This window comes from Sodalis sp. RH22 (genome assembly GCF_047324165.1).
Classification (GTDB): domain Bacteria; phylum Pseudomonadota; class Gammaproteobacteria; order Enterobacterales; family Enterobacteriaceae; genus Acerihabitans.
Genome location: NZ_CP178731.1, coordinates 1,156,028 through 1,179,846 on the forward strand (window position 1 = coordinate 1,156,028; position 23,819 = coordinate 1,179,846).

The 23,819-nt window shown below is 54.1% G+C and carries 19 protein-coding genes; 11 read left to right on the plus strand and 8 right to left on the minus strand.

The genetic code is table 11. The annotated features are described in order from the left end of the window. The first annotated feature begins 73 nt into the window (after positions 1-73). From ACL2XN_RS05270 to bioD, 3 genes are all read left to right on the plus strand, one after another. Positions 74-967 carry a LysR family transcriptional regulator gene (locus ACL2XN_RS05270; protein WP_413722877.1) on the plus strand — a complete coding sequence of 298 codons (894 nt, stop codon included), beginning with the start codon at positions 74-76 and terminating at the stop codon, positions 965-967. Positions 968-1,092: 125 nt separating this feature from the next. Next, positions 1,093-2,310: an ROK family protein gene (locus ACL2XN_RS05275; protein ID WP_410015066.1), complete on the plus strand. Its 1,218-nt coding sequence runs from the start codon at positions 1,093-1,095 to the stop codon at positions 2,308-2,310. A 115-nt stretch (positions 2,311-2,425) separates the two neighbouring features. Beyond that, positions 2,426-3,121 (plus strand): dethiobiotin synthase, encoded by a 696-nt coding sequence (gene bioD, locus ACL2XN_RS05280; protein ID WP_410015067.1) that lies wholly within the window; start codon positions 2,426-2,428, stop codon positions 3,119-3,121. A gap of 38 nt (positions 3,122-3,159) precedes the next feature. On the opposite strand, the gene ACL2XN_RS05285 is transcribed toward bioD, so the two are convergent. Together ACL2XN_RS05285 and ACL2XN_RS05290 are read right to left on the minus strand one after the other, a co-directional pair. Further along, on the minus strand, positions 3,160-3,495 hold the full coding sequence (locus ACL2XN_RS05285; protein WP_413722876.1) for a DUF1161 domain-containing protein: 336 nt from the start codon (positions 3,493-3,495) through the stop codon (positions 3,160-3,162). 76 nt (positions 3,496-3,571) lie between these two features. Further along, entirely contained in the window at positions 3,572-3,919 is a 348-nt protein-coding gene (locus ACL2XN_RS05290; RefSeq protein ID WP_413730422.1) for a DUF1283 family protein, read from the minus strand. 134 nt (positions 3,920-4,053) lie between these two features. Between ACL2XN_RS05290 and ACL2XN_RS05295 the strand changes: the two genes are divergently transcribed. Next, positions 4,054-4,383 (plus strand): YnfA family protein, encoded by a 330-nt coding sequence (locus ACL2XN_RS05295; RefSeq protein WP_413730423.1) that lies wholly within the window; start codon positions 4,054-4,056, stop codon positions 4,381-4,383. Here ACL2XN_RS05295 and ACL2XN_RS05300 read toward each other — a convergent pair whose 3' ends face one another. From ACL2XN_RS05300 to ACL2XN_RS05315, 4 genes are all read right to left on the minus strand, one after another. Then, positions 4,384-4,995, minus strand: a complete 612-nt coding sequence (locus ACL2XN_RS05300; RefSeq protein WP_413722874.1) for a hypothetical protein — start codon at positions 4,993-4,995, stop codon at positions 4,384-4,386. A gap of 13 nt (positions 4,996-5,008) precedes the next feature. After that, positions 5,009-6,595: a M12 family metallo-peptidase gene (locus tag ACL2XN_RS05305; protein WP_413730424.1), complete on the minus strand. Its 1,587-nt coding sequence runs from the start codon at positions 6,593-6,595 to the stop codon at positions 5,009-5,011. Positions 6,596-6,839: 244 nt separating this feature from the next. After that, a complete protein-coding gene (gene ydfG / locus ACL2XN_RS05310; protein WP_410015073.1) occupies positions 6,840-7,589 on the minus strand; it encodes a bifunctional NADP-dependent 3-hydroxy acid dehydrogenase/3-hydroxypropionate dehydrogenase YdfG in 750 nt (249 codons plus the stop codon). 60 nt (positions 7,590-7,649) lie between these two features. After that, positions 7,650-8,708 carry an aldo/keto reductase gene (locus ACL2XN_RS05315; RefSeq protein ID WP_410015074.1) on the minus strand — a complete coding sequence of 353 codons (1,059 nt, stop codon included), beginning with the start codon at positions 8,706-8,708 and terminating at the stop codon, positions 7,650-7,652. A 508-nt stretch (positions 8,709-9,216) separates the two neighbouring features. On the opposite strand from ACL2XN_RS05315, the gene guaD reads away from it, so the two are divergent. From guaD to xdhC, 4 genes are read left to right on the plus strand one after another with little or no spacing between them, the layout of a single operon-like run. After that, positions 9,217-10,551, plus strand: a complete 1,335-nt coding sequence (gene guaD, locus ACL2XN_RS05320) for a guanine deaminase (protein WP_413730426.1) — start codon at positions 9,217-9,219, stop codon at positions 10,549-10,551. Continuing rightward, complete coding sequence (xdhA, locus tag ACL2XN_RS05325; RefSeq protein ID WP_413730427.1) at positions 10,548-12,020, plus strand: xanthine dehydrogenase small subunit; 1,473 nt, start codon at positions 10,548-10,550, stop codon at positions 12,018-12,020. The genes guaD and xdhA overlap by 4 nt, the downstream gene beginning before the upstream one ends. Continuing rightward, complete coding sequence (gene xdhB, locus ACL2XN_RS05330; protein WP_413730428.1) at positions 12,013-14,481, plus strand: xanthine dehydrogenase molybdopterin binding subunit; 2,469 nt, start codon at positions 12,013-12,015, stop codon at positions 14,479-14,481. Before xdhA ends, xdhB begins: the two co-directional genes overlap by 8 nt. After that, on the plus strand, positions 14,474-15,265 hold the full coding sequence (gene xdhC / locus ACL2XN_RS05335) for a xanthine dehydrogenase accessory protein XdhC (protein ID WP_413722870.1): 792 nt from the start codon (positions 14,474-14,476) through the stop codon (positions 15,263-15,265). Before xdhB ends, xdhC begins: the two co-directional genes overlap by 8 nt. 107 nt (positions 15,266-15,372) lie before the next feature. Here the strand turns inward: xdhC and ACL2XN_RS05340 are convergent, their stop codons facing one another. Further along, complete coding sequence (locus ACL2XN_RS05340) at positions 15,373-18,609, minus strand: autotransporter outer membrane beta-barrel domain-containing protein (RefSeq protein WP_413730429.1); 3,237 nt, start codon at positions 18,607-18,609, stop codon at positions 15,373-15,375. A 419-nt stretch (positions 18,610-19,028) separates the two neighbouring features. On the opposite strand from ACL2XN_RS05340, the gene ACL2XN_RS05345 reads away from it, so the two are divergent. Beyond that, the gene (locus ACL2XN_RS05345; RefSeq protein WP_413722868.1) at positions 19,029-20,069 is read left to right on the plus strand and encodes an NAD(P)-dependent alcohol dehydrogenase; all 1,041 of its coding nucleotides are present in this window, start codon (positions 19,029-19,031) and stop codon (positions 20,067-20,069) included. A 207-nt stretch (positions 20,070-20,276) separates the two neighbouring features. Further along, positions 20,277-22,337: a peptidyl-dipeptidase Dcp gene (gene dcp / locus ACL2XN_RS05350; protein WP_413730430.1), complete on the plus strand. Its 2,061-nt coding sequence runs from the start codon at positions 20,277-20,279 to the stop codon at positions 22,335-22,337. Between the two features lie 63 nt (positions 22,338-22,400). Here the strand turns inward: dcp and ACL2XN_RS05355 are convergent, their stop codons facing one another. Further along, positions 22,401-22,673 (minus strand): DUF3811 domain-containing protein, encoded by a 273-nt coding sequence (locus ACL2XN_RS05355; RefSeq protein WP_410015082.1) that lies wholly within the window; start codon positions 22,671-22,673, stop codon positions 22,401-22,403. A gap of 378 nt (positions 22,674-23,051) precedes the next feature. Between ACL2XN_RS05355 and ACL2XN_RS05360 the strand changes: the two genes are divergently transcribed. Further along, the gene (locus ACL2XN_RS05360) at positions 23,052-23,519 is read left to right on the plus strand and encodes an NUDIX hydrolase (RefSeq protein WP_410015083.1); all 468 of its coding nucleotides are present in this window, start codon (positions 23,052-23,054) and stop codon (positions 23,517-23,519) included. Positions 23,520-23,819 lie beyond the last annotated feature (300 nt).

Sequence of the window (23,819 nt, forward strand, 5' to 3'; positions counted from 1 at the left end):
TAATTTGAAAATGATAGGAACAAAGCAATTTGTTGTCTAATATATTAATACTCTCATTTAATATGTTTAAAGTATGAATATCGAATTGCGTCATTTGCGTTATTTTATCGCCGTGGCGGAAACGCTCCATTTTGGCAGAGCAGCGGAGAAACTTCATATTTCTCAGCCTCCGCTTAGCCAGCAAATCCAAATCCTTGAGCAACAGATCGGCGCCAGATTGCTGGAACGCAATAACCGCAACGTCAGGCTGACGCCCGCGGGAAAACAATTTTTGGAACAGGCCTGGTCGATTATTGAACAGGTTAACCAGGCGGCGGAGCGGGCCGCCAGGATCCATCGCGGCGAATCCGGCGAAATCACTATCGGCTTCACGTCGTCAACGCCGTTTAATCAACGTATCTCGGCAAGTCTGCTGGCTTTTCGCCAACAGCATCCCGCCGTGCATATCCAGATGGTCGAAACCAATACGAAGCAACAGATCGAGCCCCTGATGAACGGTAAGTTCGATATGGGGGTCATGCGCAATACGCCATTGCCGGAGGCATTGGGTTATCAATTGCTGCTGCGGGAATCCCTGGTGGCGGTAGTGCATCAGGATCATCCATTAGCAGGCGCCGCCGGCGGCCGGATCAGCGTGCTGCAGCTGGCCAGGGAACCCTTTGTTTTCTTTGATCGCAAGGTGGGTACGGCGCTGTATGACGAAACGTTGCTGTTATTAAAAGGGTTCGGCATTACGCCTTACATTACCCAGGAAGTCGGCGAGGCAATGACGATTATCGGCCTGGTTTCCGCGGGGCTGGGTGTCTCTATCCTGCCGGCGTCCTTTGCGCGTATCAAAGTCGATAGCGTGCGCTATCTGTCACTGGAGGAACCACAGGCAAAAACCGAGGTATGGCTGGTGACCCTTCGACAAAAGGAGCTTTCTGCCGCCGCCCGGATGCTGATCAATTTAATGTTAAAGCAATAATGCTAGTATGGTTGTTGTGTGCGGTAAATCACATAACTAATCAAATATTTGACGGCTAATTTTAAAAGTCCCACCATAGCCCCAATATATTATTTTATAGCGTGAAAATATCAGGAGCAAGGTGAGTGATTGGCCATGGTCAACCAGGACATATCGATCAAATCAAGCAGACTAACGCGGGAGTCGTGTATCGCCTGATTGATTCATTCGGCCCTATTTCGCGTATCGCCTTGTCAAAACTCGCCAGACTCGCGCCCGCCAGCATCACTAAAATCGTGCGCGAACTAGTCGAGGCTCATTTGGTCACCGAAACCGAGTATCAGGAAAATGGCCTGCGCGGCCGGCCGGCCATCGGACTGGTGGTTGATACCCAGGCCTGGCATTTTCTTTCGGTACGCATCGGGCACGGCACCATGACCCTGGCGCTGCGCGAGCTCAGCAGCAAGCTGATTGTCGAAGATACCGTGCCGCTGCCGGCCACGGCGCCGGAACCGCTGTTGGTTCGCCTGATCCAAACCATCGATCAGTTTTTTATCCGTCATCAGCATCAGTTGGAACGTCTTACCGCGGTGGCGGTGACGCTGCCGGGCATTATCGACGCCGCGGCGGGTATGGTGCACCGTATGCCGTGGTATGACGTCAACAACATGGCGCTGGGACCGGCGCTGAGCGAACATATCGGCGTGCCGGCCTACCTGCAGCACGATATCTGCGCCTGGACCATGGCGGAAGCGCTTTACGGCGCGGCGCGCGGATGCAATGACGTTATCCAGATCGTTATCGATCATAACGTGGGCGCCGGCGTGATCACCGGCGGCACGCTATTGCACGGCGGCAGCCGCAGCCTGGTGGAGATTGGGCATACCCAGGTGGAGCCGTATGGCAAACGTTGCTATTGCGGTAACCGCGGCTGCCTGGAAACGGTGGCGGGGATTGAAAGCATACTGGAACTGACGCGCCAACGCCTGGCGCTGAACAGCCATTCCATCATGAATGACGCCGCGATAAGCGTTGAATCGCTGTGCCAGGCGGCCATGGCGGGCGATACCCTGGCGCGGGACATCATCGTCGGCATTGGTAACAGCGTGGGACGCATACTGGCCATCATGGTCAATTTATTCAATCCGGAAAAAATCCTGGTCGGCTCGCCATTAAATGAGGCATCGGATATTTTATTCCCGGTAATTCTCTCCAATATACGTCAACAGTCGCTGCCTGATTACAGTAAGGACATCACCGTGCAGGCGACGCGATTTAAAAACCAGGGTACCATGCCGGGCGCCGCGCTGGTTAAGGATGCGCTGTACGACGGCTCATTGTTATTGAAGCTGGTCCAGGGGTAAGGCTATAAATATTGAGCTAACGCAAGCCGTGGCAAGGCTATATCGGTTACATTTTACGTTAATCAACCACCTTATCCAAACATGTCCAATGGATTAACGCCAGGCTGGAGTCGTCATGTTAAAACGTATTTTTGTAGCCGGTACGGATACCGCTGTCGGCAAGACCATTGTCTCGCGCGCCATTTTGCAATATCTGGCGGCGCGCCGGCTCAGCGTTACCGGGTACAAGCCTATCGCCCGGGGCAGCCAGGAAACGGCGGAAGGGCTGCGCAATAAAGATGCCCTGGTGTTATGCGCTTCCTCCACGCTGCAGCTTCCTTATGAGCAGATCAATCCCATCACCCTGCGCGAGGAGGAAATCAGCGCCTATTCCGGCGATGACATCGATTACGGCTTGATGTCCCGGGGACTGAAGCATCTGTCCGGCCTGGCCGACATGGTGGTGGTGGAGGGCAGCGGCGGCTGGCGTACCATCATGAGCGACTATCGGCCGTATTCCGATTGGGTGGTGCAGGAACAATTGCCGGTAGTCCTGGTTATCGGCATCAAGCTTGGCTGTATTAACCACGCGTTATTAACCGCGCAAGCCATTATTAACGATGGCTTGCCCTTATTAGGGTGGGTTGCTAATCGCATTAATCCCGGGCTGGCGCATTATGCAGAAATAATGGATATCTTGCGTAATAAAATCCCGGCACCGCAGCTGGGTGAATTGCCTTATTTACCCAGGCCGGAGCAGCGCGATCTTTCGGGATATATAGATTTGAGCAATATAACGCTACCGGAGGTTATTACCGCGCAGCAGATGTGATTCCCGGGCGGAAGGGTAAATCTCCCGCCCCGGTTGTTTTACGGGCTTGGCGCGTCGCTTGCGGCCGCGGCGCTGTCGGCGCCTTCGGCCGATCGGATATAGACAATCTTCTGCGTATCGTTTTCACAGTGGCCGACCACCTGGCCGCCCGCCTGGTCGGCGCTATCGTTCGGCACGATATCCAGGCGGAAGCCGGATTCCGGCACCCCGTTGGCGATGATTTTTTGGGTGATATCCGCTTTGACACTTTCACACGACGCCTGCGCCGCCAGCGGCAGCATCATGGCAACCGCCGCGCCCAGGATAAAAAAGCGTTTCCCTGTTTTTCCGCTCAGTTGATGGCTTAGCCCCTTCATCTTGCCTTGATTGCTCATATTACCGTCCTTATCAGAGAATGAAGTACCCGTTACAATGATAGCAGCGCTGCCGGAAACGGATAATAACCGCCTATCAGGGAGCCATTAACGTACGGCCGGTACGGCGATCAAGACAGCGGGCCGTAGTGTCCTCCCAGTAGGCGTTTACGTTCTCACTGCTATTGCATTTTTCCTTTAAATCAATGGTTTTGTCATATTTATCAAAGTCCTTTTCATCGCGCGTAATCTGCTTGTTGCGCAGATTATGGGTGGCGTTCCACTGCTCCTGGCTTTGGCGCGCCTCTTCGCGGGATTGGGCGTTATCACCGGAATCGATGATCAGACGTTGCGTGTTGGTGGCGGCGACACCGGCGGCGGAGAAGGCCATCAAAGCGACCGCGAGCATCCCGCCGAGCAGTCGTGAATAAGAGGTGGTTTTCATAACGTCTTCCTTTTAATCTTTACGTGGATAATAACGCAGGTAAAATCAACATTGCGCGCGCAGGCATAATAACATTGCCTTATGGTTAAAAACCATTCGTCATCGTTAACGAAAATGAAGGAACAGCCTCCGGTATGTTCAAGACAATGTTGCTGTTTATGGCCACCGCCGTGGCGGAAATTCTGGGGTGCTACCTGCCTTATCTGTGGGTTAAACAACAGGGCGGCATAGTGCTGCTGATACCGGCGGCGGCAAGCCTTATCGCTTTTGTCGCGCTGTTAATGCTGCATCCCGCCGCCAGCGGGCGCGTGTATGCCTCCTACGGCGGGATATATATATTGACCGCGCTGCTATGGCTTCGGTTCATCGACGGCATAAAATTATCGCCGCAGGACTGGCTGGGCGCAGCGGTGATCTGCGCCGGAGTGATGATTATGCTGTCCGGATGGTCCAGAAATCCGTGATCATTCGCAGTACAACTCGCTTTTCGACCGCGTAAAACAGATGCCCTCACGATGATCAATCGCATTATTGTCGATAATCCAGGCAATATCATGACGGGCCTGAAGTGAAAAGTTGGTCGCAGGCGTGGAAAAATTCCCGGCAGCATAGCCGCCGTCCGGGTCTACGCTTAAGCTAAACTCACCAGGCAACTCTTGTTCATTACCCGCGAGCTCGCCGCTTAGTATGACAATACCTTCCTGCCGCGCTGCATTGCGAACTGTAGCCAGGTATGGATGGCCGTGCGTGGCCAACACAATGTTGAAAGTATCACCCACTTTTAAACTGCGGGCTGCCGGAAGATCAAAATAAACATAACGCCCTTTAGCCAGCATCGCTGGATCCATCGCCAGATCGAGGGATTGGAGCCGCCGCCTGTCGCCGGCAAACTCCCTGACTAAAAGTGAAGGCGGAGTGTTAAGCGTTGTAACGCCGGAGTCCACTGCAACTCCAGGCGCTATTTTTGCCGCTACTGTCGTCCCGGCTTTATCCAGGGCGGAAGCAGAAGGTAAAATGTCGATGCTTAATATAATCGAAAAAAATAACGCGCCCAGGAATGATAATATAATTTTCATAATATAACCTTATTCAATAAAAATTAGATACACGCTGAGATAAATTATTCATAGTCCTGACCGCATCTATCAGATTTGGCGTTCCCAATGGCAGTCCTAAATCATCGGTAAATCGTAGCGGTGTCGAAAAAAATGGGATGGCATTTCCACCCATTATGGTTCTTGCCAAAGAATTTCCCACGGCGAAAGGTGGGGTAGCATTAGTTACTCCTCCATGAAATACTCCCATATTGTGCCCGAACTCATGTCTCATAATAGTAAGGCGATTGCAAGATGACAGTAAATTCTCATAGCCAAACATCGCGTCCCTGTGCGCTTGGCCATTTAAAAAGGCTAAGCCGCATTGCGGCCCCCATATGCTAGTATAATATACCGCATCCGCCCTTAACTCCCGGCGCCAGGATTGTATTTTCGTGTTGACATTCAAAGAACTTAATATGGCGTCGGCATTATTCCAGTTGGCTGGTTCATTGAATTGCCGCATGCCGACCAGGCGCACTCGAAAGTTAGCGCCAGAGTTTTCCAATGCCTCATTGATAAGGTTAAATGATTCAATATTCCGGGTCCGCACTGCGGCGGCACCGATACGCGCTACCGCGGTTTGGCTATAAATAATCAACATGTCAATGGTTACTGTTTCTCGCTGCCATTGCCGATTATTGTCAGTAACAAAAGAAACCGTCTCGCCATCGTATATGGGAAAAGACCGATTGCCAGCGATAACATTGAAAGATAACGCTGCGCGGGTTTCAACGATCAAACGATACCCCGGTGCCTGATTGTTGGGTAAAGTTAGCCTTTGTTGATAATTGTCATTGCTGACCTGGATCCTTGCACGAGGCGACTGTAACGCTGGTATCACGCCGTTCGTCAGGCTTGAGGCCTGCAACGTCGGCAGGGGATCGGTAACAATTTGCCAGCGACGTCCGGACGGGTTTTCAGCTATATAACGGAAAGCATATTGCTGCCCGGTCGATGCATACACCGGGGCATTGAAATTCAAGTTGACATTGTCGATGCCCAGCCTGGGGGCGGAACCATTATGAACTCTGATCAAATCACGATTGTTGGCGCTTAGCGGCAACCTAATCAAAGGCAAAACTGTATTAGTATTGAAATTAACCCTCGTTAGAGGGGAAGTAGGTCGGGGTATGGTGTGACCATTATTGATTATCGTTTGTACCGATATATCCCTCGGCGGGGAACTGGTGATAACCCAGCGGTTAAGATCGGTCCGGAATATGAAAATATAATTATCATTTGTCAGTAATGTCGTTGTGCTGGCGAAAAGCTGTCTCTGCGGCATAATACGTGATTGCAGCGTTGCGCGGGATAGAATTGATACGCGATCATCGTTTAAAGGCTGTTGTGGCAAATGTATTTCTGCCGCCCAATTTCCATTTGCGGTATGGAAATTTATATTCCTGAATCCCGAAGGCAGTTGTCCATTGGGTACTTGGTTTGGCGATAAGGTTATTGCCGATGAAAAAAATGGAAACGCTAATAAAAAAAACAATAAATAATAGATGTTATTTTTTATTAAGCTCATAACTTTAATTATAGCGTTTAGAGAATAAAAATAGTTATTATAAAATCTCATGGTGGATTTCTCTAGAAAATAGATTTAGTATGTTTCGCTAGAGGTTTATCATAAAAAAAATAAAAATAATATAAATTCTTAACAAAAATCCAGGAACTGTTATGTTAAATACAAATGCCAAATTCTGTTATTCCGTTTCAAAAAAAATATCCTGGCTTGGCGTAGAAAGGGTTAGCGGAATAATAGGATTTTACCGGGGAATTGCGCCGCGGGCAGAGGCTGACCACCCGCGGGCAGGGGGAGATTACTCGTCGCGATGGACGCTAAGCCCGCCGAACGACTGGTTTACCGGCATCATTTCCAGCACATTGATATTCACATGGGCCGGCAGGGTGGTGACCCAATAGATCGCTTCGGCTATATCTTCGGGCATCAGCGGATCGGCGTTTTTATAGGTATTTTCCACCTTACTGTCGTCGCCCTTAAAACGCACCGCCGAAAATTCGGTGCCGCCCACCAGGCCCGGCTCGATATCCGTCACGCGCACCTTGGTACCCACCAGATCGGTACGCAGGTTAAGGCTGAACTGCCGGGTAAAAGCCTTGGTGGCGCCGTAGACGTTGCCGCCCGCATAAGGCCAGCGGCCGGCGGTCGAGCCGAGATTAACCACATGGCCGCGCCGCCGCTCCACCATGCCGGGCAACAGGGCGCGGGTCATATAAACCAATCCCTTATTGTTGGTATCGATCATGGTTTCCCAATCATCAAGATTGGCTTTATGCGCCGGTTCCATGCCCAATGCCAGGCCGGCGTTGTTGACCAGCACATCCACTTCGCGCCAGGCCGGGGGCAGGGAGGCAACGGCGCGGGTAATGCCTTCACGATCGCGCACGTCCAGGCGCAGGGGATAAAGGTTATCGCCCAGTTCGGCTTGCAATTGATCAAGTCGTTCCTGGCGGCGACCGGTGGCAATCACCTTATGTCCCTGCTTGAGGAATTTACGGGCGATGGTTTCGCCGAATCCGGCGGTGGCGCCGGTAATAAAGATAATCATGCAGCGGGTCCTTTTATTTCTGAATAATGACAGCATTATCAATTAGCCTGAGCCTGCGCCTCAGGGTTTGCGCAGGTAAGGCGCAATAAGCGAAAGGTCGGCCGGAGACAGCCGGTCGGAGGCGGTCTGCGCCTGGTGCCAGTAGGGATAAATCAGCGGCGGGCGGCTGACGTCGGACAGGCGGGAAATCTCATTGGCGTTCAGGACCAGATCCGCCGCGCGCAGGTTATCCTTTAACTGTTCCTCGGTACGCGCGCCGATAATAACGGAGGTGACGGCGGGGCGGCTGATAAGCCAGGCCAGGGCCACCTGGGCGGCGGAGACATTCCTCTCTTCTGCGATTTCAACCAGGACGTCGATGATGTTATATAAGGCATCTTGATTATAGATAGGCGGTTCATTCCACTCTTCAAGATGGCGGGTGCTGCCTTCGGGCTGGCGGTCCCGGCGATATTTTCCGGATAGCAGTCCCCCGGCCAGCGGACTCCAGACCAACACGCCTAATCCTTGATCCTGGGTGATCGGCAACAATTCATACTCAGCCTCGCGACTTTGCAGGGAGTAATGGATTTGCTGGCTTACCGGGCGGATAAGGTTGAGTCGTTCGCAAACGCCCAGTGTTTTCATGATATGCCATCCCGAGAAATTGGAAATCCCCACGTAGCGCACCTTACCGCTGCTCACCAGGTGTTCCAGGGCATATAAGGTTTCTTCCAGCGGGGTCTGGCCGTCCCATTCATGCAACTGATATAAATCGATATGGTCAGTATTCAACCGTTTTAAACTGGCTTCACAGGCGCGGATCAGGTGGTGACGCGATGACCCGCGATCGTTGGGTCCATTGCCCATGGGGAAACGGGCTTTGGAAGCAATCAGGACGCTGTCGCGCTTTTCCTTCAGCACTTCGCCCAAAATTTCTTCCGAAACCCCCTGGGAATACACATCGGCGGTATCAAACAGGTTGATGCCGGCGTCGATACAAAGGGCCAACTGGCGGCGCGCTTCCGCCACGCCGGTATCGCCCACTTTGGCAAATTTCCCTTTGCCGCCGAAGGTCATGGTGCCGAGACTCAATACCGATACTTTCAAGCCGGAACGGCCCAATAGACGATATTCCATAAGAATTCTCCTCGCAGTAGTACATGTCGGATATATCAAGCGCCCGCAATCGAGCCTACAGACCTAGAGCATAGACTAATGTCCTTGCCATCAACAGTCTGTTGTCTGGCAGCGTTGCCACATTCTGGTGCATAAGTATTGCGATTGTGCTTTCTGTTAACATTTAGGGACGATTTATTATTTATTACCCCGGTCCGAAGCTGAAGAAATGATGATTATCCAGCCGTACAGAGTATAAGCAAACGGTTGTCATTTGAAGCAAACGTTTGCCTTTACCGTTCGCGGGCTTAATCAGTCGATATGCGTGCGGCCTGACGGTAAAATATTATTAACCAATTGATATATAGGCATATTCAATAAAAAGTCGCTGGGCTGATATTGGCACAAATATTGCCAGTATCTAGGTAACGCTGCATTGCATTTTATCGCCCCTCTATGCGCATGGGTATACGGAACAGCATCCTTATACATGGCATAATATCCGAGGGCCATTACCGAGGCCGCTGTTATGAGTAATATTACCGCTATTCGCAGCAGTTTTTTTGATTTTAGGGCAGGCGTATCGGCTCCGGAAGAACTGGAAGAATCCGCCCGTTTTATCGAGGACGGCCTGTTATTAATCGAGGACGGAACCATTATTTCCCTGCAGTCCTGGCCCGAGGGACGAGACCAGTTGCACCCCCGGCAGGAGATCATACATCTGGCGGATAATATTATCATGCCGGGTTTTATCGACACCCATATCCATTACCCGCAAACGGAAATGATCGGCGCCGACGGCGCTCAGTTACTGGACTGGCTGAACCATTATACGTTTCCCACCGAAAGCCAATACCATTGCCCGGACCGCTCCGCCGGCATGGCGGCGTTTTTTCTGGACCAGCTGTTGCGTAACGGCACCACCACGGCCATGGTCTACGGCACGGTTCACGTCCAGTCCGTCGACGCGTTGTTTGCCGCCGCCTTCGAACGCCGGATGCGCCTTATCGCCGGTAAAGTGATGATGGACCGCCACGCGCCGGACGCGCTGCTGGAAACCCCGGCACAAAGCGAAGAAGCCACCCGCGGGCTGATTAGGCGCTGGCACAATAAAGGACGGCTGGGTTATGCCCTGACGCCGCGTTTTGCGCCGACCTCGTCTCCCGAACTGCTAAGACTGGCGGGGCGGCTGCGGCGGGAGTTTCCCGACCTGTATCTGCAAACCCACCTGAGCGAGAATACGCGGGAGGTCGCCTGGGTCAAAGAACTGTTCCCCGAGCGCGCAAGCTATTTTGATGTCTACCGGCATTATGGCCTGGCGGGCCGTAAAAGCATATTCGCCCATTGCCTGCATCTGGAAGAGCAGGAATGGCGCGATCTGGCGCACTCACATTCCGCCATCGCGTTTTGTCCCACGTCTAACCTGTTTCTTGGCAGCGGGTTGTTTAACCTGCGAAAAACATGGGATTTGGGCATACCGCTGGGCATCGGCACCGATGTAGGGGCGGGCACCACCTTTAACCTGCTGCAAACCCTGGCGGAGGCCTATAAGATCGGCCAGCTGCAGGGCTACCATCTGTCGATCCACGAAGCCCTGTACCATGCCACCCTTGGCGCCGCACAAGCCTTATCCCTGGACGGGGTATTGGGCAATTTCATGCCCGGCAAAGAGGCTGACTTCGTCGTGCTCGACCCGAGGGCGACGCCGCTGCAGCGATTGCGGCAAACCAACAGCAAGACGCTGCGGGAACGCTTGTTCCTGATGATGATACTCGGCGACGACCGCACTATTTTTCAAACCTGGATCCAGGGCGAACCGGTTTATCGGCGCGATGTGGATATGATAAAACAGGGGGCGGCATGATCCGTTTTTTACTTAACCAAACGTTGGTCAGCGAAACCGGCCTGGACGCCAATCTCTCGGTATTAGACTATCTGCGCCGCCGTCAGGGGCGCATGGGCGCCAAGGAAGGCTGCGCGTCCGGCGACTGCGGCGCCTGCACTGTGGTTTTGGTACAGGCCGCCGGGGGCAAATTGCGCTATGACAGCATCAACGCCTGCATTACCCTTATCGGCGCGCTGCACGGTAAGCAATTGCTGACGGTGGAGGATTTATCCCATCAGGGACAATTACACGGGGTGCAGCAGGCCATGGTAGATAACCACGCCTCGCAGTGCGGTTTTTGCACGCCGGGTATTGTTATGTCGCTGTTCGCCCTGCAAAAATCCGCCGCCGGGGACACCGATGACGCCATCACGCAGGCGCTGGGCGGTAATCTCTGCCGCTGCACCGGCTACCGTCCGATTATGGACGCCGCCCGGCAGATCTGCCGGGCAGTGGACGACCGCTTTTCCGATCAGGAAAACCAGACGCTGGCGCAGCTGGCCCAACTACAACAGCAGGACGATCAGTCTGTCTCCGCGCCGCTATCGGGGCCTGTCGACGGTGCCGGTGTCCCGGCCAGACCTGTCAGCTTGCGTCCCCGCACCCTGGCGCAGCTGGGCGCCACCTTTCTACGCCATCCCGACGCCAGACTGCTGGCCGGCGGCACCGATCTGGCGCTGGCGATTACCTTGCGCCGCGAGACGCTGCCGTTACTGATTGATATTAACCATATTCCCGAGCTGAAAATTTTATCCGCGACCGAAAAGCAGTTGGAAATCGGCGCCGCCGCCTCGCTCAGCGCCTGCGAACCGTTTTTAGCGCGGCATTTGCCGGAATTTCGCGCCGCGCTGACGCGCTTCGCCTCGCGGCAGGTGCGCAACCAGGCCACGCTCGGCGGCAACCTGGCCAACGCTTCGCCCGTGGGGGATGGGGCGCCGATGCTTCTGGCGCTGGACGCGCGTCTGGTACTACGCCGCGGCGGCGACGCCCGGGAGTTGCCGCTGGCGCAGTTTTTCCTCTCGTACCGCCATACCGCGCTGGCGGCGGGCGAATTTATCGAACGCATTATCGTACCAAGAGTGACGGCGTCACATAAATGTCAATTTTATAAGGTCGCCAAACGGCGTGAAGATGATATATCGGCAGTGTTTGCCGCCTTTTGCTGCGAAATCGAGGGAGGCATCATCCGTTCAGCCCGTCTGGCCTACGGCGGCATGGCGGAGATACCCCGCCGGGCCACCGGCGCTGAGGGCGCAATGCTGGGCCAACCCTGGGAGCGAAAAACGGTCGAGCTCGCCTGTCTGCGACTTGCGGACGACTTTACCCCGTTAAGCGACCTGCGCGCCGGCGGCGCCTACCGGCTGCGCGTGGCGCAAAATTTACTGCGTCGGTTTTATCTGTCCGCCTCGTTGCCACGTCATCGCCTGGAGGTCGACCATTATGTCTGAGCAGGCAAAACGATTTTCCGCCGCGCAGCGCCAGCAGCGCTACCGCCAGCCGGCCACAGGCGGCGTAGGCCAGCCGCAGCCCCATGAAAGCGCGGCCAAACACGTCAGCGGCGATGCGATATATATTGACGATCGGCCTGAATTGCCACACCAGCTGCATCTGGCGCCGCGGTTAAGCGAACATGCCCACGCGCTGATTACCCGTGTTGATACGTCCCCCTGTTATCTGATGCCGGGCGTCGAGCGGGTCATGACCTGGCGGGATGTACCCGGCGAACTGGATATCGGCCCGGTGGTCGCGGGCGATCCGCTGCTGGCCAAAGATCGGGTTGACTATGCCGGCCAGGTGATCCTGGTGGTGGCGGCGCGGGACCCGGTCATAGCCCGGCGCGCGGCGGCGGCGGCCGTTATCGAATACCAGCCTTTGCCGGCGGTGCTGGACATCGAGGAGGCGCTGGAAAAAGCGCTTTATGTCGACGCGCCGCATTGCCATCGGCGCGGCGACCCGGACGCGGCGCTGGCCGCCGCGCCGCGTCGTCTCCAGGGCAGCCTGCGGATGGGCGGGCAAGAGCATTTTTATCTGGAATCCCAGGTGGCGTCGGTGATCCCGGGCGAGGATGGCGCCATGCAGGTTTTTTCATCGACCCAGCACCCGACCGAGGTACAGAAACTGGTGGCGTCGGTGCTGGGCGTGGATATGAAGGATATTACCGTCGATATGCGCAGGATGGGCGGCGGTTTTGGCGGTAAGGAGACTCAGGCGGCGGGTCCCGCCTGCTTATGCGCCCTGGCGGCCCGGCTCACGGGCAAACCGGCTAAAATGCGTCTGAGCCGCCGCGACGATATGCTGATGACAGGCAAACGCCACCCGTTCCTGGTACGCTACGACGTGGGTTTTAACGCGCGCGGGCATCTCCTCGGCCTGAAGCTGGAATTGGCGGCCAACTGCGGTTATTCGGCCGATTTATCTCCCTCCATCGTCGACCGCGCCATGTTCCATGCCGACAACGCCTATTATCTCGCCGATGTGCTGATAACCGGCTACCGCTGCCGGACCAATACCGCTTCCAATACCGCGTTCCGCGGCTTCGGCGGCCCACAGGGCATGCTGGCCATCGAGCATATTATTGAACATATCGCCCGCGAGACCGGTCTGGATCCGCTGTCGGTGCGACGGCTGAATTATTACGGCAAAACAACGCGCAATATCACTCATTACCAACAGCCGGTGGAAGATAATCTGCTCGACGAACTCACCGACGCCCTGGAAACCAGCGCCGGTTACCGGCAACGACGCCGGGAGATTATCGCCTATAACGCCGCCAGCCCGATATTAAAACGCGGGCTGGCGCTGACGCCGGTCAAGTTCGGTATCTCGTTTACCGCCGGTTTTCTTAACCAGGCGGGGGCCATGCTGCTGATGTATACCGACGGTACGCTGCAGCTCAATCACGGCGGCACGGAAATGGGGCAGGGCCTGCATACCAAAGTCATACAGGTCGTGGCGCAGGTGCTGGGCGTCAATCCCGCGAAGATCAGGATTACCGCCACCGATACCGGTAAAATTCCCAACACGTCGCCCACCGCAGCGTCTTCGGGGGCCGATTTGAACGGCAAAGCCGCCCAGTCCGCCGCCGAAACGCTGAAACAGCGCCTGGTGACGATGTTATGCCGGGTCCATCACGCCGAACCGGAGCAAATTAATTTTCGCAACGGCATGGTCGACGTTGCGGGCCGGATCTTTACCCTGGGCGAAGTCGCCGAGCTGGCTCATCTCCAGCAGGTATCGCTGGCAAGCCAGGGCTATTACGCCACGCCGTCCCTTTATTATGATCGCCAGCAAGCCGCCGGCCGGCCATTTTACTATTTTGCCTACGGCGTGGCCTGTTCCGAAGTGGTGGTGGATACCTTAACCGGCGAGTACCGGTTATTGCGCGCCGATATCCTGCATGACGTAGGCGATTCGCTTAATCCGGCCATCGATATCGGCCAGGTGGAGGGGGGATTTATCCAGGGTATGGGCTGGCTGACCAGCGAGGAACTGATCTGGAACGCGCGGGGCCGCCTGCTGACCGACGGCCCGGCCACCTATAAAATTCCCACTATCGGCGATACCCCGGCGCAGCTGAACGTACATTTGCTGCAAAACCGCGCCAATCCCAAGCAGACGGTATTCCATTCCAAAGCGGTGGGCGAGCCGCCGTTTATGCTGGCCATTTCAGTATGGTGCGCCATCCGGGACGCGGTGGCCAGTCTGGCCGATTATCGCCGTCTGCCCGATATCGATGCCCCGGCCACGCCGGAGCGGGTCCTGGCGGCCGTGGATGCGCTGCTGGCCCCGACATTAGGTGACAATGTCACTAAAAGTGCTATTAACCCCGCCCCGGCAGCATCGGCCCAAACGATGCTGGCCGGCGGTCAAACGCCTGCGCGCCAGGGAAAGGAATCTCCCTATGACTGATAATTGGATCTCAGCGCTGGCGCAACTGCAGGCGGAAGGCACCCCGGCCGTATTGGTCACGATTATTGATGAACAGGGCTCGACGCCGCGCGACAGCGGCACCAAAATGGTGGTGACCAGCAGCCGGCAATTTTGCACGGTCGGCGGCGGTCATTTGGAATTTCAATGCACGCGGATAGCCAGGGAACTGCTGGGCGAGCCTCGCCCGGCCTGCCGCACGGAGCGTTTTTCCCTTGGCGCGCGCCTGGGGCAATGCTGCGGCGGCATGACATCAGTGCTATTCGAACCGGTGATTATGGCGCGGCCTCATATCGCGGTATTCGGCGCCGGGCACGTAGGCAAGGCGCTGGTCAGGATCCTGGCGGAGCTGCCCTGTGATATCAGTTGGGTGGACAGCCGTGCCGACCAGTTTCCACCGGCATGCGATCAACGCGTCAAGGTGATTATCGACGATCCGCTCGATGCCCTGGACGCCATGCCGGCCGACAGCTATTTTATCGTGATGACCCACGATCATCAGCTTGATTTTATGCTGGTTGAGCAGGTACTTAAACGCGGCGGCCATCGGTATTGCGGGCTTATTGGGTCTATCACCAAACGCCGGCGCTTTCTTTATCGCCTTGGCGAGCGCGGCATGGGTGCCGAGGCATTGGCGCAACTGCGCTGTCCCATCGGTTTGGAGACGGTGAAAGGAAAAATGCCGGCGGAAATCGCGGTGTCGATAGCGGGCGAGGTGATTGGTTGCTATAACCGGCAGGCAAATAGCAGCGGCGAAATATCATGATATATAAGGCGGCGGGATGGCACCCGCCGTCCTCTCACGCCAGCGTACGCACGGCTCCAAAACAGGGCCGGCCGAGCCGGCCCTGAGCTGACGGCGCGCCGCGCCGCTTAGAAATTCACTTTCACGCCTAACGTACCGGTGGTGTCGTGGTATCCCTTGCCGCCGACTTGCTGGCCGATGCTGCCCCATAGCGCCAGATGCTCATTAATTTGTCCCTCATTACCCATTTTAATCTCGCCGATATCCCTGGCGCCCTCCTGGGAGTAGGCATCCTTACCCAGGCAAACGCCGAAGTCGTGGGTATTATGGATCCAGTTTGTTTCGACATAGGGCTGGAACATGCGCTGCCTGCCTTCATCCATGCTGGCATAACCGCGCATATACAGCCGTGCGCCCAGGCGGGTCTGGATATTATCATGGCCCAGCATGGTGATGCGTTCGCCGTTCGGGTCTTTCTGATCCCGTGCGCCGACGCCCATCCAGGCGACCTGTATTTGCGGTTGTAAATAGGTGTCAAAGGCGGCAGCGGAGAACAGTCGCCAGCTATGACCGGCTTCTACTGTGCCGACAAATCCAGCGGAACGGTAGGTTGCCGTATCGGCGGATTTATTTGCCGACGATCCGTTTTTAACATGATTGCCGAACCAGTTATAGTTTAGCGAGCCATCAAGATAGGGGCCTTCGTGATTGCCGTCGTTGCGATACCAGGTACCGTATATACCGGCGCCATATCCCTCAAGTCCGCCTTGGGCGCCTTTACCGTTAATGGCATGGCTATGGCTGCGGCTTTTACCCGCGCCGAGCATCACGCCGAAATGCAGTCCGTCGATACCGTCGCGGCTGCCGCTAACGATTTCCCCGCCCAATTGCACCTTTTGGGTATTGGTGCTGGCAGATAACGCGCCGTCGCGCATACGCGCCCCGGTTTGACCGCCGGCGATACGCAGCCAGAAAGAAGATTGACCTGCGCCATCGGCGCCGTTAAAGGCGGACGGGAATTCCGTGGCGCCGACCCGATCGTGCATGCGGGTCGCAAACAGGGTATTGGCGGTTGCCATATTGGCGGCATAGATACCCGCCGCCGGCTGCAAACTGCTGCGGGCCAGCAAGCCATTGCCCGCATCAACCCCCTGATTGTCCTGATTACTATTGAACAAGGCTAAGAGTCCATCATCAACCAAATCATCATCGGGCGGCGCGGTAGCATCAAGGTTTTCATCGAGCGACTCTGGAGAGTCCATTTCTTCAGTGAATAAGAGAACGAGGCCGTAATCCTCCTCCTCATCATCGTCACGGACACCGGAGTCCGCATTTTTATCAATCGGCTTGGACGCGTCCGTTTGTTCATTGAACAAGGCCACGAGGCCGAAATCCTCCTCCTCATCGTCGCCGCCGGCAGCGGAGTCCGCGTTTTTATCAAGCGGCTTAGACACGTCCGTTTGTTCATTGAACAAGGCCGCGAGGCCGAAATCCTCCTCCTCATCATCACCACGGACTGCGGAGTCCGCATTTTTATCAAGCGGCTTGGACGCGTCCGTTTGTTCATTGAACAAGGCAGCGAGGCCGAAATCCTCCTCCTCATCGCCGCCGCCGGCAACGGCGTGCGCATTTTGCACAGGCGGCCGAGAAGCGTCGCTTTGTTCGTTGAACAAGGCAGCGAGGCCGAAATCCTCCTCCTCCTTATCGCCGCGGGTAGAGTCTGCATTTGTATCAAGCGGCTGGGACGCAGCTCTTTGTTCATCAAACCGAGCAGCGGAACCGTTATCCATCCCATCATCATCGCCGCAGCCATGGGCGGGATAATCCCGCTCGTAGTCATTCTCTTCAAAGCCCTCGCCATGTAAATATTTATCGAACCTGCCAAGTTGGCTGTAGGGGGCTATGTTTGCATCTTGCGGCACGGTATTGGCAGTATTGTTAATCAGACCTTTGAAATTTTTACCCTCGCTCAGGTCTGCTTTTATGTGTGTGAGCGTATAAACGAGCGCATTAGCGTTATTCCCATCCCTTTCAGGCACGGGTCCCAAGTCACCGTAAATTTTATCAATCGCGTCATTTATAGAGGCATTGCTTTGAGTCCAGTCGTGATCATAACTGCCAACAAGGTCACTCGTACTGCTTATTATATTAAACTGGACCTTGGGGTATGGTGGTTTTTCTATTCGGTCTGGGAGAACAGTCCGATCCGTTGGTTTCGGCTGAATGGTCATGTTATTATTTTTATGCTGGAAAGTACGCGGCGGCTTAGCAGGCCCGCTTCTGTAATGGTTCGCCGTGTTATCCTGCGCATCTGCGGCAGGTATCTTTTTTTGCAGATGGATTTGATCAGAAGATGGTTTATTTACCCCATCCTTTTTTTCGGCAATGAATGCCACAAGCCGGTTATTTTCTTTTCTTACTTTGGCTTCATTTTCGCTTGAGGCGGGTGTATTTAGAAACATGAAGGCATCTTCAGAAACATTGCCATTTAACTTAATAGAGGCTATATTTTCTGGATTACTATTCAAAATATTACCTTTTACAAAAATATTGCTTTTATTTGGAGCGTTGCCTCTAATCTCCAATTGATTATTATCAGGATTATCATTTTTTTTATTTACCCTCAGAACAATGATCCCGTTATCTCTTGAGATATAATCGCCATCAATGGTAAGCGTGGTGTGCGGAAGGCTTTGACCAGGGGTAATTCCCTTCTCTGCATGTAAAGGTTTTTTGCTGAAGAAATCACCAATACTATTGAACTTGCTCGGCTTTTTAGTTTCAGGATCAACTGAAAGGGTACCTTCGTTGATGACATTTGATTGTATTATGCCATTGCCCTGGATTGTGGCGTTTTTGGAAGCACAGATCTCTTTTGCGAAAATTTGCGGAGAATTTTGCAGCAGCAGCGTTGAGTTGTCTACCATAATCGCTTCAATGTTGAGATTTTCCGGTATGCCTTCTTTAATGACAAACTCCCCCCCGCCTCTAAAAAACACGACGGTTTTTAAATCATTGGGTCTGCCTTTAGTCAACATTTTTTTATCGACTTTCTTGGTTTCCCCCTTTTTGCTATACAAATCCACAATATGGTACGTACTGTCGTTTCCCGAGTCGTAACCTAATGATCTATTATCAAAACTATGGATTTTCGATGAATCTGAATTTGGATTTTCAAATGTACTTTTAGAAGGTTTTATTTTTATGATATTCGAAAATGGCTTTATATTAGTACTGGCAGCGGGCGGAGAACCGTGTAAATCACTTTCATTGACTTTGCTCTCACTATCACTGGCACTATAAGCCTGCGTTATGCCACCGACTACCGTCAGGATGCCGATAAAGGTCTTTCTTGTTTTTTTCATGATCGCCTATTTATTTAGATTTTATTTAAAAATTACTCAAAAATACTATCGATAAGTTTATTGATTGTTACCCATAGCGAGGTGAGATAACGGGAAGCTATTCTAGCCAGACAAAAAACAAATACAGCTTAAAATAAACTATTGTTTAGGGAAGGTTTTACCTTCATTACGGCGGCCGTTGTTTTTTAACCTTTTTGATTCACAATTTACATATTAACCAAAGCAATAATAAGCCAAACAGTAATTATTTTGTGCGCGTTTACTTTTCAATGCGATTTATGGCCCTGATTGCAGGATCAGGCAATAACGCAAGAATAATCGTCTACCTTATCCGGGATGATTGCTGGCAGAATAGGGCAACAGTGGATGCATGGCGAACCTGCGCCATCTCCTTTATCAAGCAACCCGGAGTTTGTCATATGTCTAAAGCTAAAGGTTATGCCGCGCTCAGCGCCAAGGCGCCTCTTACGCCTTACTCTTTTGAGCGACGCGCCCCCGGCCCCGATGATGTCGTGATCAAAATCGCCTACTGCGGCGTTTGCCATTCGGATATTCACCAGGCCAGGGACGAGTGGGGCGGGGCTATATTCCCCATGGTGCCCGGCCATGAAATTGTGGGTGAGGTGGTCGCCGCAGGCGACGGCGTGACAAAGTTTAACGTAGGCGATCGGGTCGGCGTCGGTTGCTTTGTGGATTCCTGCACCCATTGCGCCGAGCGCGATGTGGATTTAGAGCAATACAAGGAAGGGTTGGTATTAACCTATAACAGCGTGGAGCGCGACGGCAAAACGCCAACCATGGGCGGCTATTCCGACCATATCGTGGTCAAGCAGGGTTATGTGCTGTCGGTTCCCGATAATTTACCCTTGGACGCGGCGGCTCCCTTGCTCTGCGCCGGCATTACCCTCTACTCGCCATTGCGTCACTGGCAGGCCGGGCCGGGTAAAAAAGTGGCTATTATCGGTCTTGGCGGCTTAGGCCATATGGGTGTGAAGCTGGGCAAAGCCATGGGCGCGGAAATGACCGTGCTCAGTCAGACCCTGTCTAAGAAAGAGGACGGTCTGCGTCTGGGCGCCCAACATTATTACGCCACGCAGGATCCGGCCACCTTCGAGAAGTTAAAAAGCACCTTTGATCTGATAATCTGCACCGTCGGAACGGAAATCGACTGGGGCGCCTATCTGTCGTTGTTAAAAATCGACGGCACCATGGTCCTGGTCGGCCTGCCGGAAAAGAAGGTGCCGCTGCACGCCGCGGCCCTGATCGGCGGGCGCCGCAGTCTCGCGGGTTCCGGCATCGGTTCGATTAAGGAAACCCAGGAGATGCTTGATTTTTGCGGCGAGCACAATATCGTTTCCGATATTGAAAAGATTAATATCCAGCAAATCAATGATGCTTATGAGCGGGTGGTAAAAAGCGATGTGCGTTATCGTTTCGTCATCGATATGGCCTCCCTGTAACGGCTGTTGATGCCTACTGGCCTAAATCAGTTTGATGACAAATTCGTGCTTGCGGGCATGATGGCTAGGATTGTCAGCAGTCTGAAATGCGCTTCGGCGCATTTTTTTTTTGCCCATATTCTTCAGGACGGGGGCAAGACTGTCTTTTCACCTGGGGCGTGCTAGCATGGGATCAGGGTTTACCGACCGATTCGGCAGGAGCAGAACATGCGCGACAATCACCTTCAGCAGCAAAATCCGTTTTACCAGCCCAGCCAGCTGCCTTTCCAGGCGCCCCCCTTCGACCTGATCCGGGAAAGCGACTATACACCGGCAATCGAGGAGGGCATGCGCGCCTATCTCGCGGAGATTGATGATATTGCCGCACGGCGCGACGAGCCGACCTTCGATAATACCTATGCCGCGCTGGAGCGCTCCGGCGCGTTATTAAAGCGGGTCATGAGCGTATTCGGCGCCATGACCTCCGCGAATACCAGCGATTCGCTACAGCGCATTGATGAGGAACAATCGCCGAAACTGGCCGCGATGAACGATGCGATAAAATTTAACGCCAGGCTGTTCAGCCGCCTGAAAACTGTGTACGACCAGCGGGAATCCCTGACGATTTCCGCCGAATCGCGCCGGCTTATCGACGTCACTTATCAGCGCTTTGTCCTGGCCGGGGCGCAATTATCCGCGGCGCAAAAACAACGGCTTTCCACACTCAATCAGGAAGCGGCGACCTTAAGCACGCAGTTTTCTCATCGGCTGCTGGATGCCACCAAACAGGGCGCATTGCTGGTTGACGATATCAGCCAACTCGACGGGCTGTCGGCGCAGGAGATTGCGGCGGCGCGGCAGGCGGCGAATGAGCGCAATCTTGGCGAACGCTGGCTCCTGGCGCTGCAAAACACCACCCAGCAACCGCAGTTGCAAACCCTGGAACGGCGCGCCACCCGCCAGGCGCTGTTCAGCGCCTCCATTTCACGGGCGGAAAAGAGCGACGGCAACGACACGCGGGCCATTCTTCTCCGGCTGGCGCAGGTGCGCGCCGAGCAGGCCGGCCTGCTGGGTTTTCCCGACTATGCCACCTGGGCGCTGCAGGATCAGATGGCGAAGACGCCGGCCGCGGCGCTGGAGTTTATGACGCGCATAGTGCCCGCCGCCACGGCGCGGGCCGGGCGGGAAGCCGCCGATATCCAGGCGCTGATCGACAGCGGCCAGGATAAATTTACCCTGGCGGCGTGGGATTGGCAGTTTTACGCCGATCGCGTGCGCAAAATGAAATATGATCTTAACGACGCGCAGATCAGACCTTATTTTGAGCTGAACCGGGTGCTGGAACAGGGCGTATTTTACGCCGCCCGTCTGCTGTACGGTATTGACCTCAAGGCGCGCGCCGATCTTCCGGTTTACCATCCCGATGTCCGGGTATATGAAGTCTTCGACCAGGACGGGGCGTCCATGGCGCTGTTTTATACGGATTATTTTCAGCGCGACAATAAGGGCGGCGGGGCGTGGATGGGCAATTTTGTCGACCAATCCCTGCTTCTGGGTACCCGGCCGGTTATCTATAATGTGGCCAATTTCGCCAAGCCCGCCGAGGGGCAACCCGCCCTGTTATCCTGGGATGACGTCGTCACCTTGTTTCACGAATTTGGCCATACCCTGCACGGCCTGTTTGCCAGCCAGGAATATCCGGGTCTTTCCGGTACGTCGACGCCGCGGGACTTTGTCGAGTTCCCCTCCCAATTCAATGAACACTGGGCCGACGAACCCCGGGTCTTCGCTAATTATGCCAGGCATTATCAGACCGGCGCGCCAATGCCCGACGAGTTGCTGGCAAAAATTGAAAAGGCGTCGCGTTTCAATAAAGGGTATGAAATGACCGAACTGCTGGCGGCCGCGCTCCTGGACATGCGCTGGCATACGTTGAGCGCCGGCTTGCCGGAGCAACAGGTAGCCGAGTTTGAAGCCGCCGCCCTGGCTGAGTTCAACGTCAACCTGCCTTATGTCCCGCCGCGTTATCGCTCCAGTTATTTCCAGCATATCTGGGGCGGCGGTTATGCGGCCGGCTATTATGCTTATTTGTGGACGCAAATGTTGGCGGATGACGCTTTTGCGGGCTTTACGGAGCAGGGGGGTTTAACGGCGCGCAACGGGCAGCGTTTTCGTGATGAGGTGCTGTCAAAAGGCAATAGCCAGGACCTGGCCAAGGTGTATAAGGATTGGCGTGGCAAGGAACCCGATATAACGCCCATGCTGGTTAATCGTGGTTTACAGGAGTAAAGCAGTGCCAGGGGCGGGGAAGGTCCTCGCCCTGAGTGATTGATTTAGACCTTAAACACGACGTTAACGTTTACCACGCGAATGCATATTGGCAGTCCATTCATAAGTGGCTGAAATGTCAGGCTTTAGCTTCTTCTGACGTTTCACTACCCGAACCTGTTTGGCAATGATCTCACGTTCAGCCATCAGCTGGGCGATGTAATCATCCTTGACATGGTTGGTTTCTGAGTTGGAGAGAGGAAGTCCTTTGGCTTTTTTAGCCTGGTCGAGCAGGGTCTTAAGTTGGCGTTGTTCGCTTTCCGTCATGTCTTGCTGCGTCAGCTTGGGAATGAGCATAAATGTCGGCCTGAAAAGGGAAAGGACTACCATTGTAAAGGAAAGTTGGCGTAGTCTCAGTAAAAACCTCATTTAATGTGCAAACTGCCTGGCGGAAAAGCGACAAACGCGATCAGACCTCAACATTATGTTAAATGATGGCCAATGATATGGCCATGGCAGCCCAAGCTCCGGGCTGCGGGCTGCGGGGCCGTCGATTTGTCCGGCCTGAGATACAGGGAATAAAAGCGTGCGTGAACTGCTGTTGCGGCGTCCTGGGTCATTTGTCGAACCCTGTCGCTGCGCTATATTTGCTGTATAACCGTAGCCAGGGTTTCTCAGATTTCACGTAGCGCGATCAAAATTACGGGTTTATGAGCACGGCATGCAGGAGAAAAGATGACATCACGGCCAGCATCCAGATTGTTGATTATCGATCCTTGCGGACGCATTTTACTGTTTAGGTTTATGCACCGCACGGATGCGCTGGCAGGAACCTCATACTGGGCAACGCCAGGCGGTGGCGTTGAACAAGGTGAGACATATGAGCAAGCAGCCGTCAGGGAATTATGGGAAGAAACCGGTATCATACGCAGCGACGTTGGCCGGTGTGTGGCAGAAAGAAATTTTGTAATGAAGTTACCGAGCGGTGAAATGGTTGCAGCCCAGGAAAAGTTTTACCTGGTGCGAGTGACTGACCATGACATAAGCATTGTGAATTGGAGCAGTAACGAAAAGAGTGTTATCAGCGGGCGCTACTGGTGGCATGCCGAAGAATTGAGCGCAATGAACGAAGCCGTTTACCCGCAGAATATTGCTGAGATGGTGAAATCGATTGGAGTGGATATTGAGAGCGGACATCCATAGTAAGACGGGATGCCGGCAAATACGCATTAGCCTGATGAGGCAAGGCGAAATCCAGCATCCACATGAAGTCATCTTGGTGCGCATAATGTATATTATGTTAAATAAGAAGGATGAGTCTCAACGATATACGCGCGCTACGTTCGTAACCAGCCCTTTCACATCACTACGCCTATATTACCCCTACGCGTTTACCCATGAAAACATGTACAGTTTGAAAGTGCCTGCGTGAGCGCCTGGATCATAGCTGAATCACGGCAGGTGCGCCATTCACCGGTTGCCCGGCATAGGGCGCCACCTTAT

Coding starts and splice junctions, on each gene's coding strand:
- xdhB (WP_413730428.1), top strand. CDS start 12,013: ATGTCTGAGCAGGCAAAACGATTTTCCGCCGCGCAGCGCCAGCAGCGC.
- ACL2XN_RS05295 (WP_413730423.1), top strand. CDS start 4,054: ATGTTCAAGACAATGTTGCTGTTTATGGCCACCGCCGTGGCGGAAATT.
- ACL2XN_RS05300 (WP_413722874.1), bottom strand. CDS start 4,995: ATGAAAATTATATTATCATTCCTGGGCGCGTTATTTTTTTCGATTATA.
- ACL2XN_RS05360 (WP_410015083.1), top strand. CDS start 23,052: ATGACATCACGGCCAGCATCCAGATTGTTGATTATCGATCCTTGCGGA.
- ACL2XN_RS05270 (WP_413722877.1), top strand. CDS start 74: ATGAATATCGAATTGCGTCATTTGCGTTATTTTATCGCCGTGGCGGAA.
- guaD (WP_413730426.1), top strand. CDS start 9,217: ATGAGTAATATTACCGCTATTCGCAGCAGTTTTTTTGATTTTAGGGCA.
- ACL2XN_RS05355 (WP_410015082.1), bottom strand. CDS start 22,673: ATGCTCATTCCCAAGCTGACGCAGCAAGACATGACGGAAAGCGAACAA.
- ACL2XN_RS05285 (WP_413722876.1), bottom strand. CDS start 3,495: ATGAGCAATCAAGGCAAGATGAAGGGGCTAAGCCATCAACTGAGCGGA.
- ACL2XN_RS05305 (WP_413730424.1), bottom strand. CDS start 6,595: ATGAGATTTTATAATAACTATTTTTATTCTCTAAACGCTATAATTAAA.
- ACL2XN_RS05315 (WP_410015074.1), bottom strand. CDS start 8,708: ATGGAATATCGTCTATTGGGCCGTTCCGGCTTGAAAGTATCGGTATTG.
- ACL2XN_RS05345 (WP_413722868.1), top strand. CDS start 19,029: ATGTCTAAAGCTAAAGGTTATGCCGCGCTCAGCGCCAAGGCGCCTCTT.
- dcp (WP_413730430.1), top strand. CDS start 20,277: ATGCGCGACAATCACCTTCAGCAGCAAAATCCGTTTTACCAGCCCAGC.
- ACL2XN_RS05290 (WP_413730422.1), bottom strand. CDS start 3,919: ATGAAAACCACCTCTTATTCACGACTGCTCGGCGGGATGCTCGCGGTC.
- bioD (WP_410015067.1), top strand. CDS start 2,426: ATGTTAAAACGTATTTTTGTAGCCGGTACGGATACCGCTGTCGGCAAG.
- ACL2XN_RS05340 (WP_413730429.1), bottom strand. CDS start 18,609: ATGAAAAAAACAAGAAAGACCTTTATCGGCATCCTGACGGTAGTCGGT.
- ydfG (WP_410015073.1), bottom strand. CDS start 7,589: ATGATTATCTTTATTACCGGCGCCACCGCCGGATTCGGCGAAACCATC.
- xdhA (WP_413730427.1), top strand. CDS start 10,548: ATGATCCGTTTTTTACTTAACCAAACGTTGGTCAGCGAAACCGGCCTG.
- xdhC (WP_413722870.1), top strand. CDS start 14,474: ATGACTGATAATTGGATCTCAGCGCTGGCGCAACTGCAGGCGGAAGGC.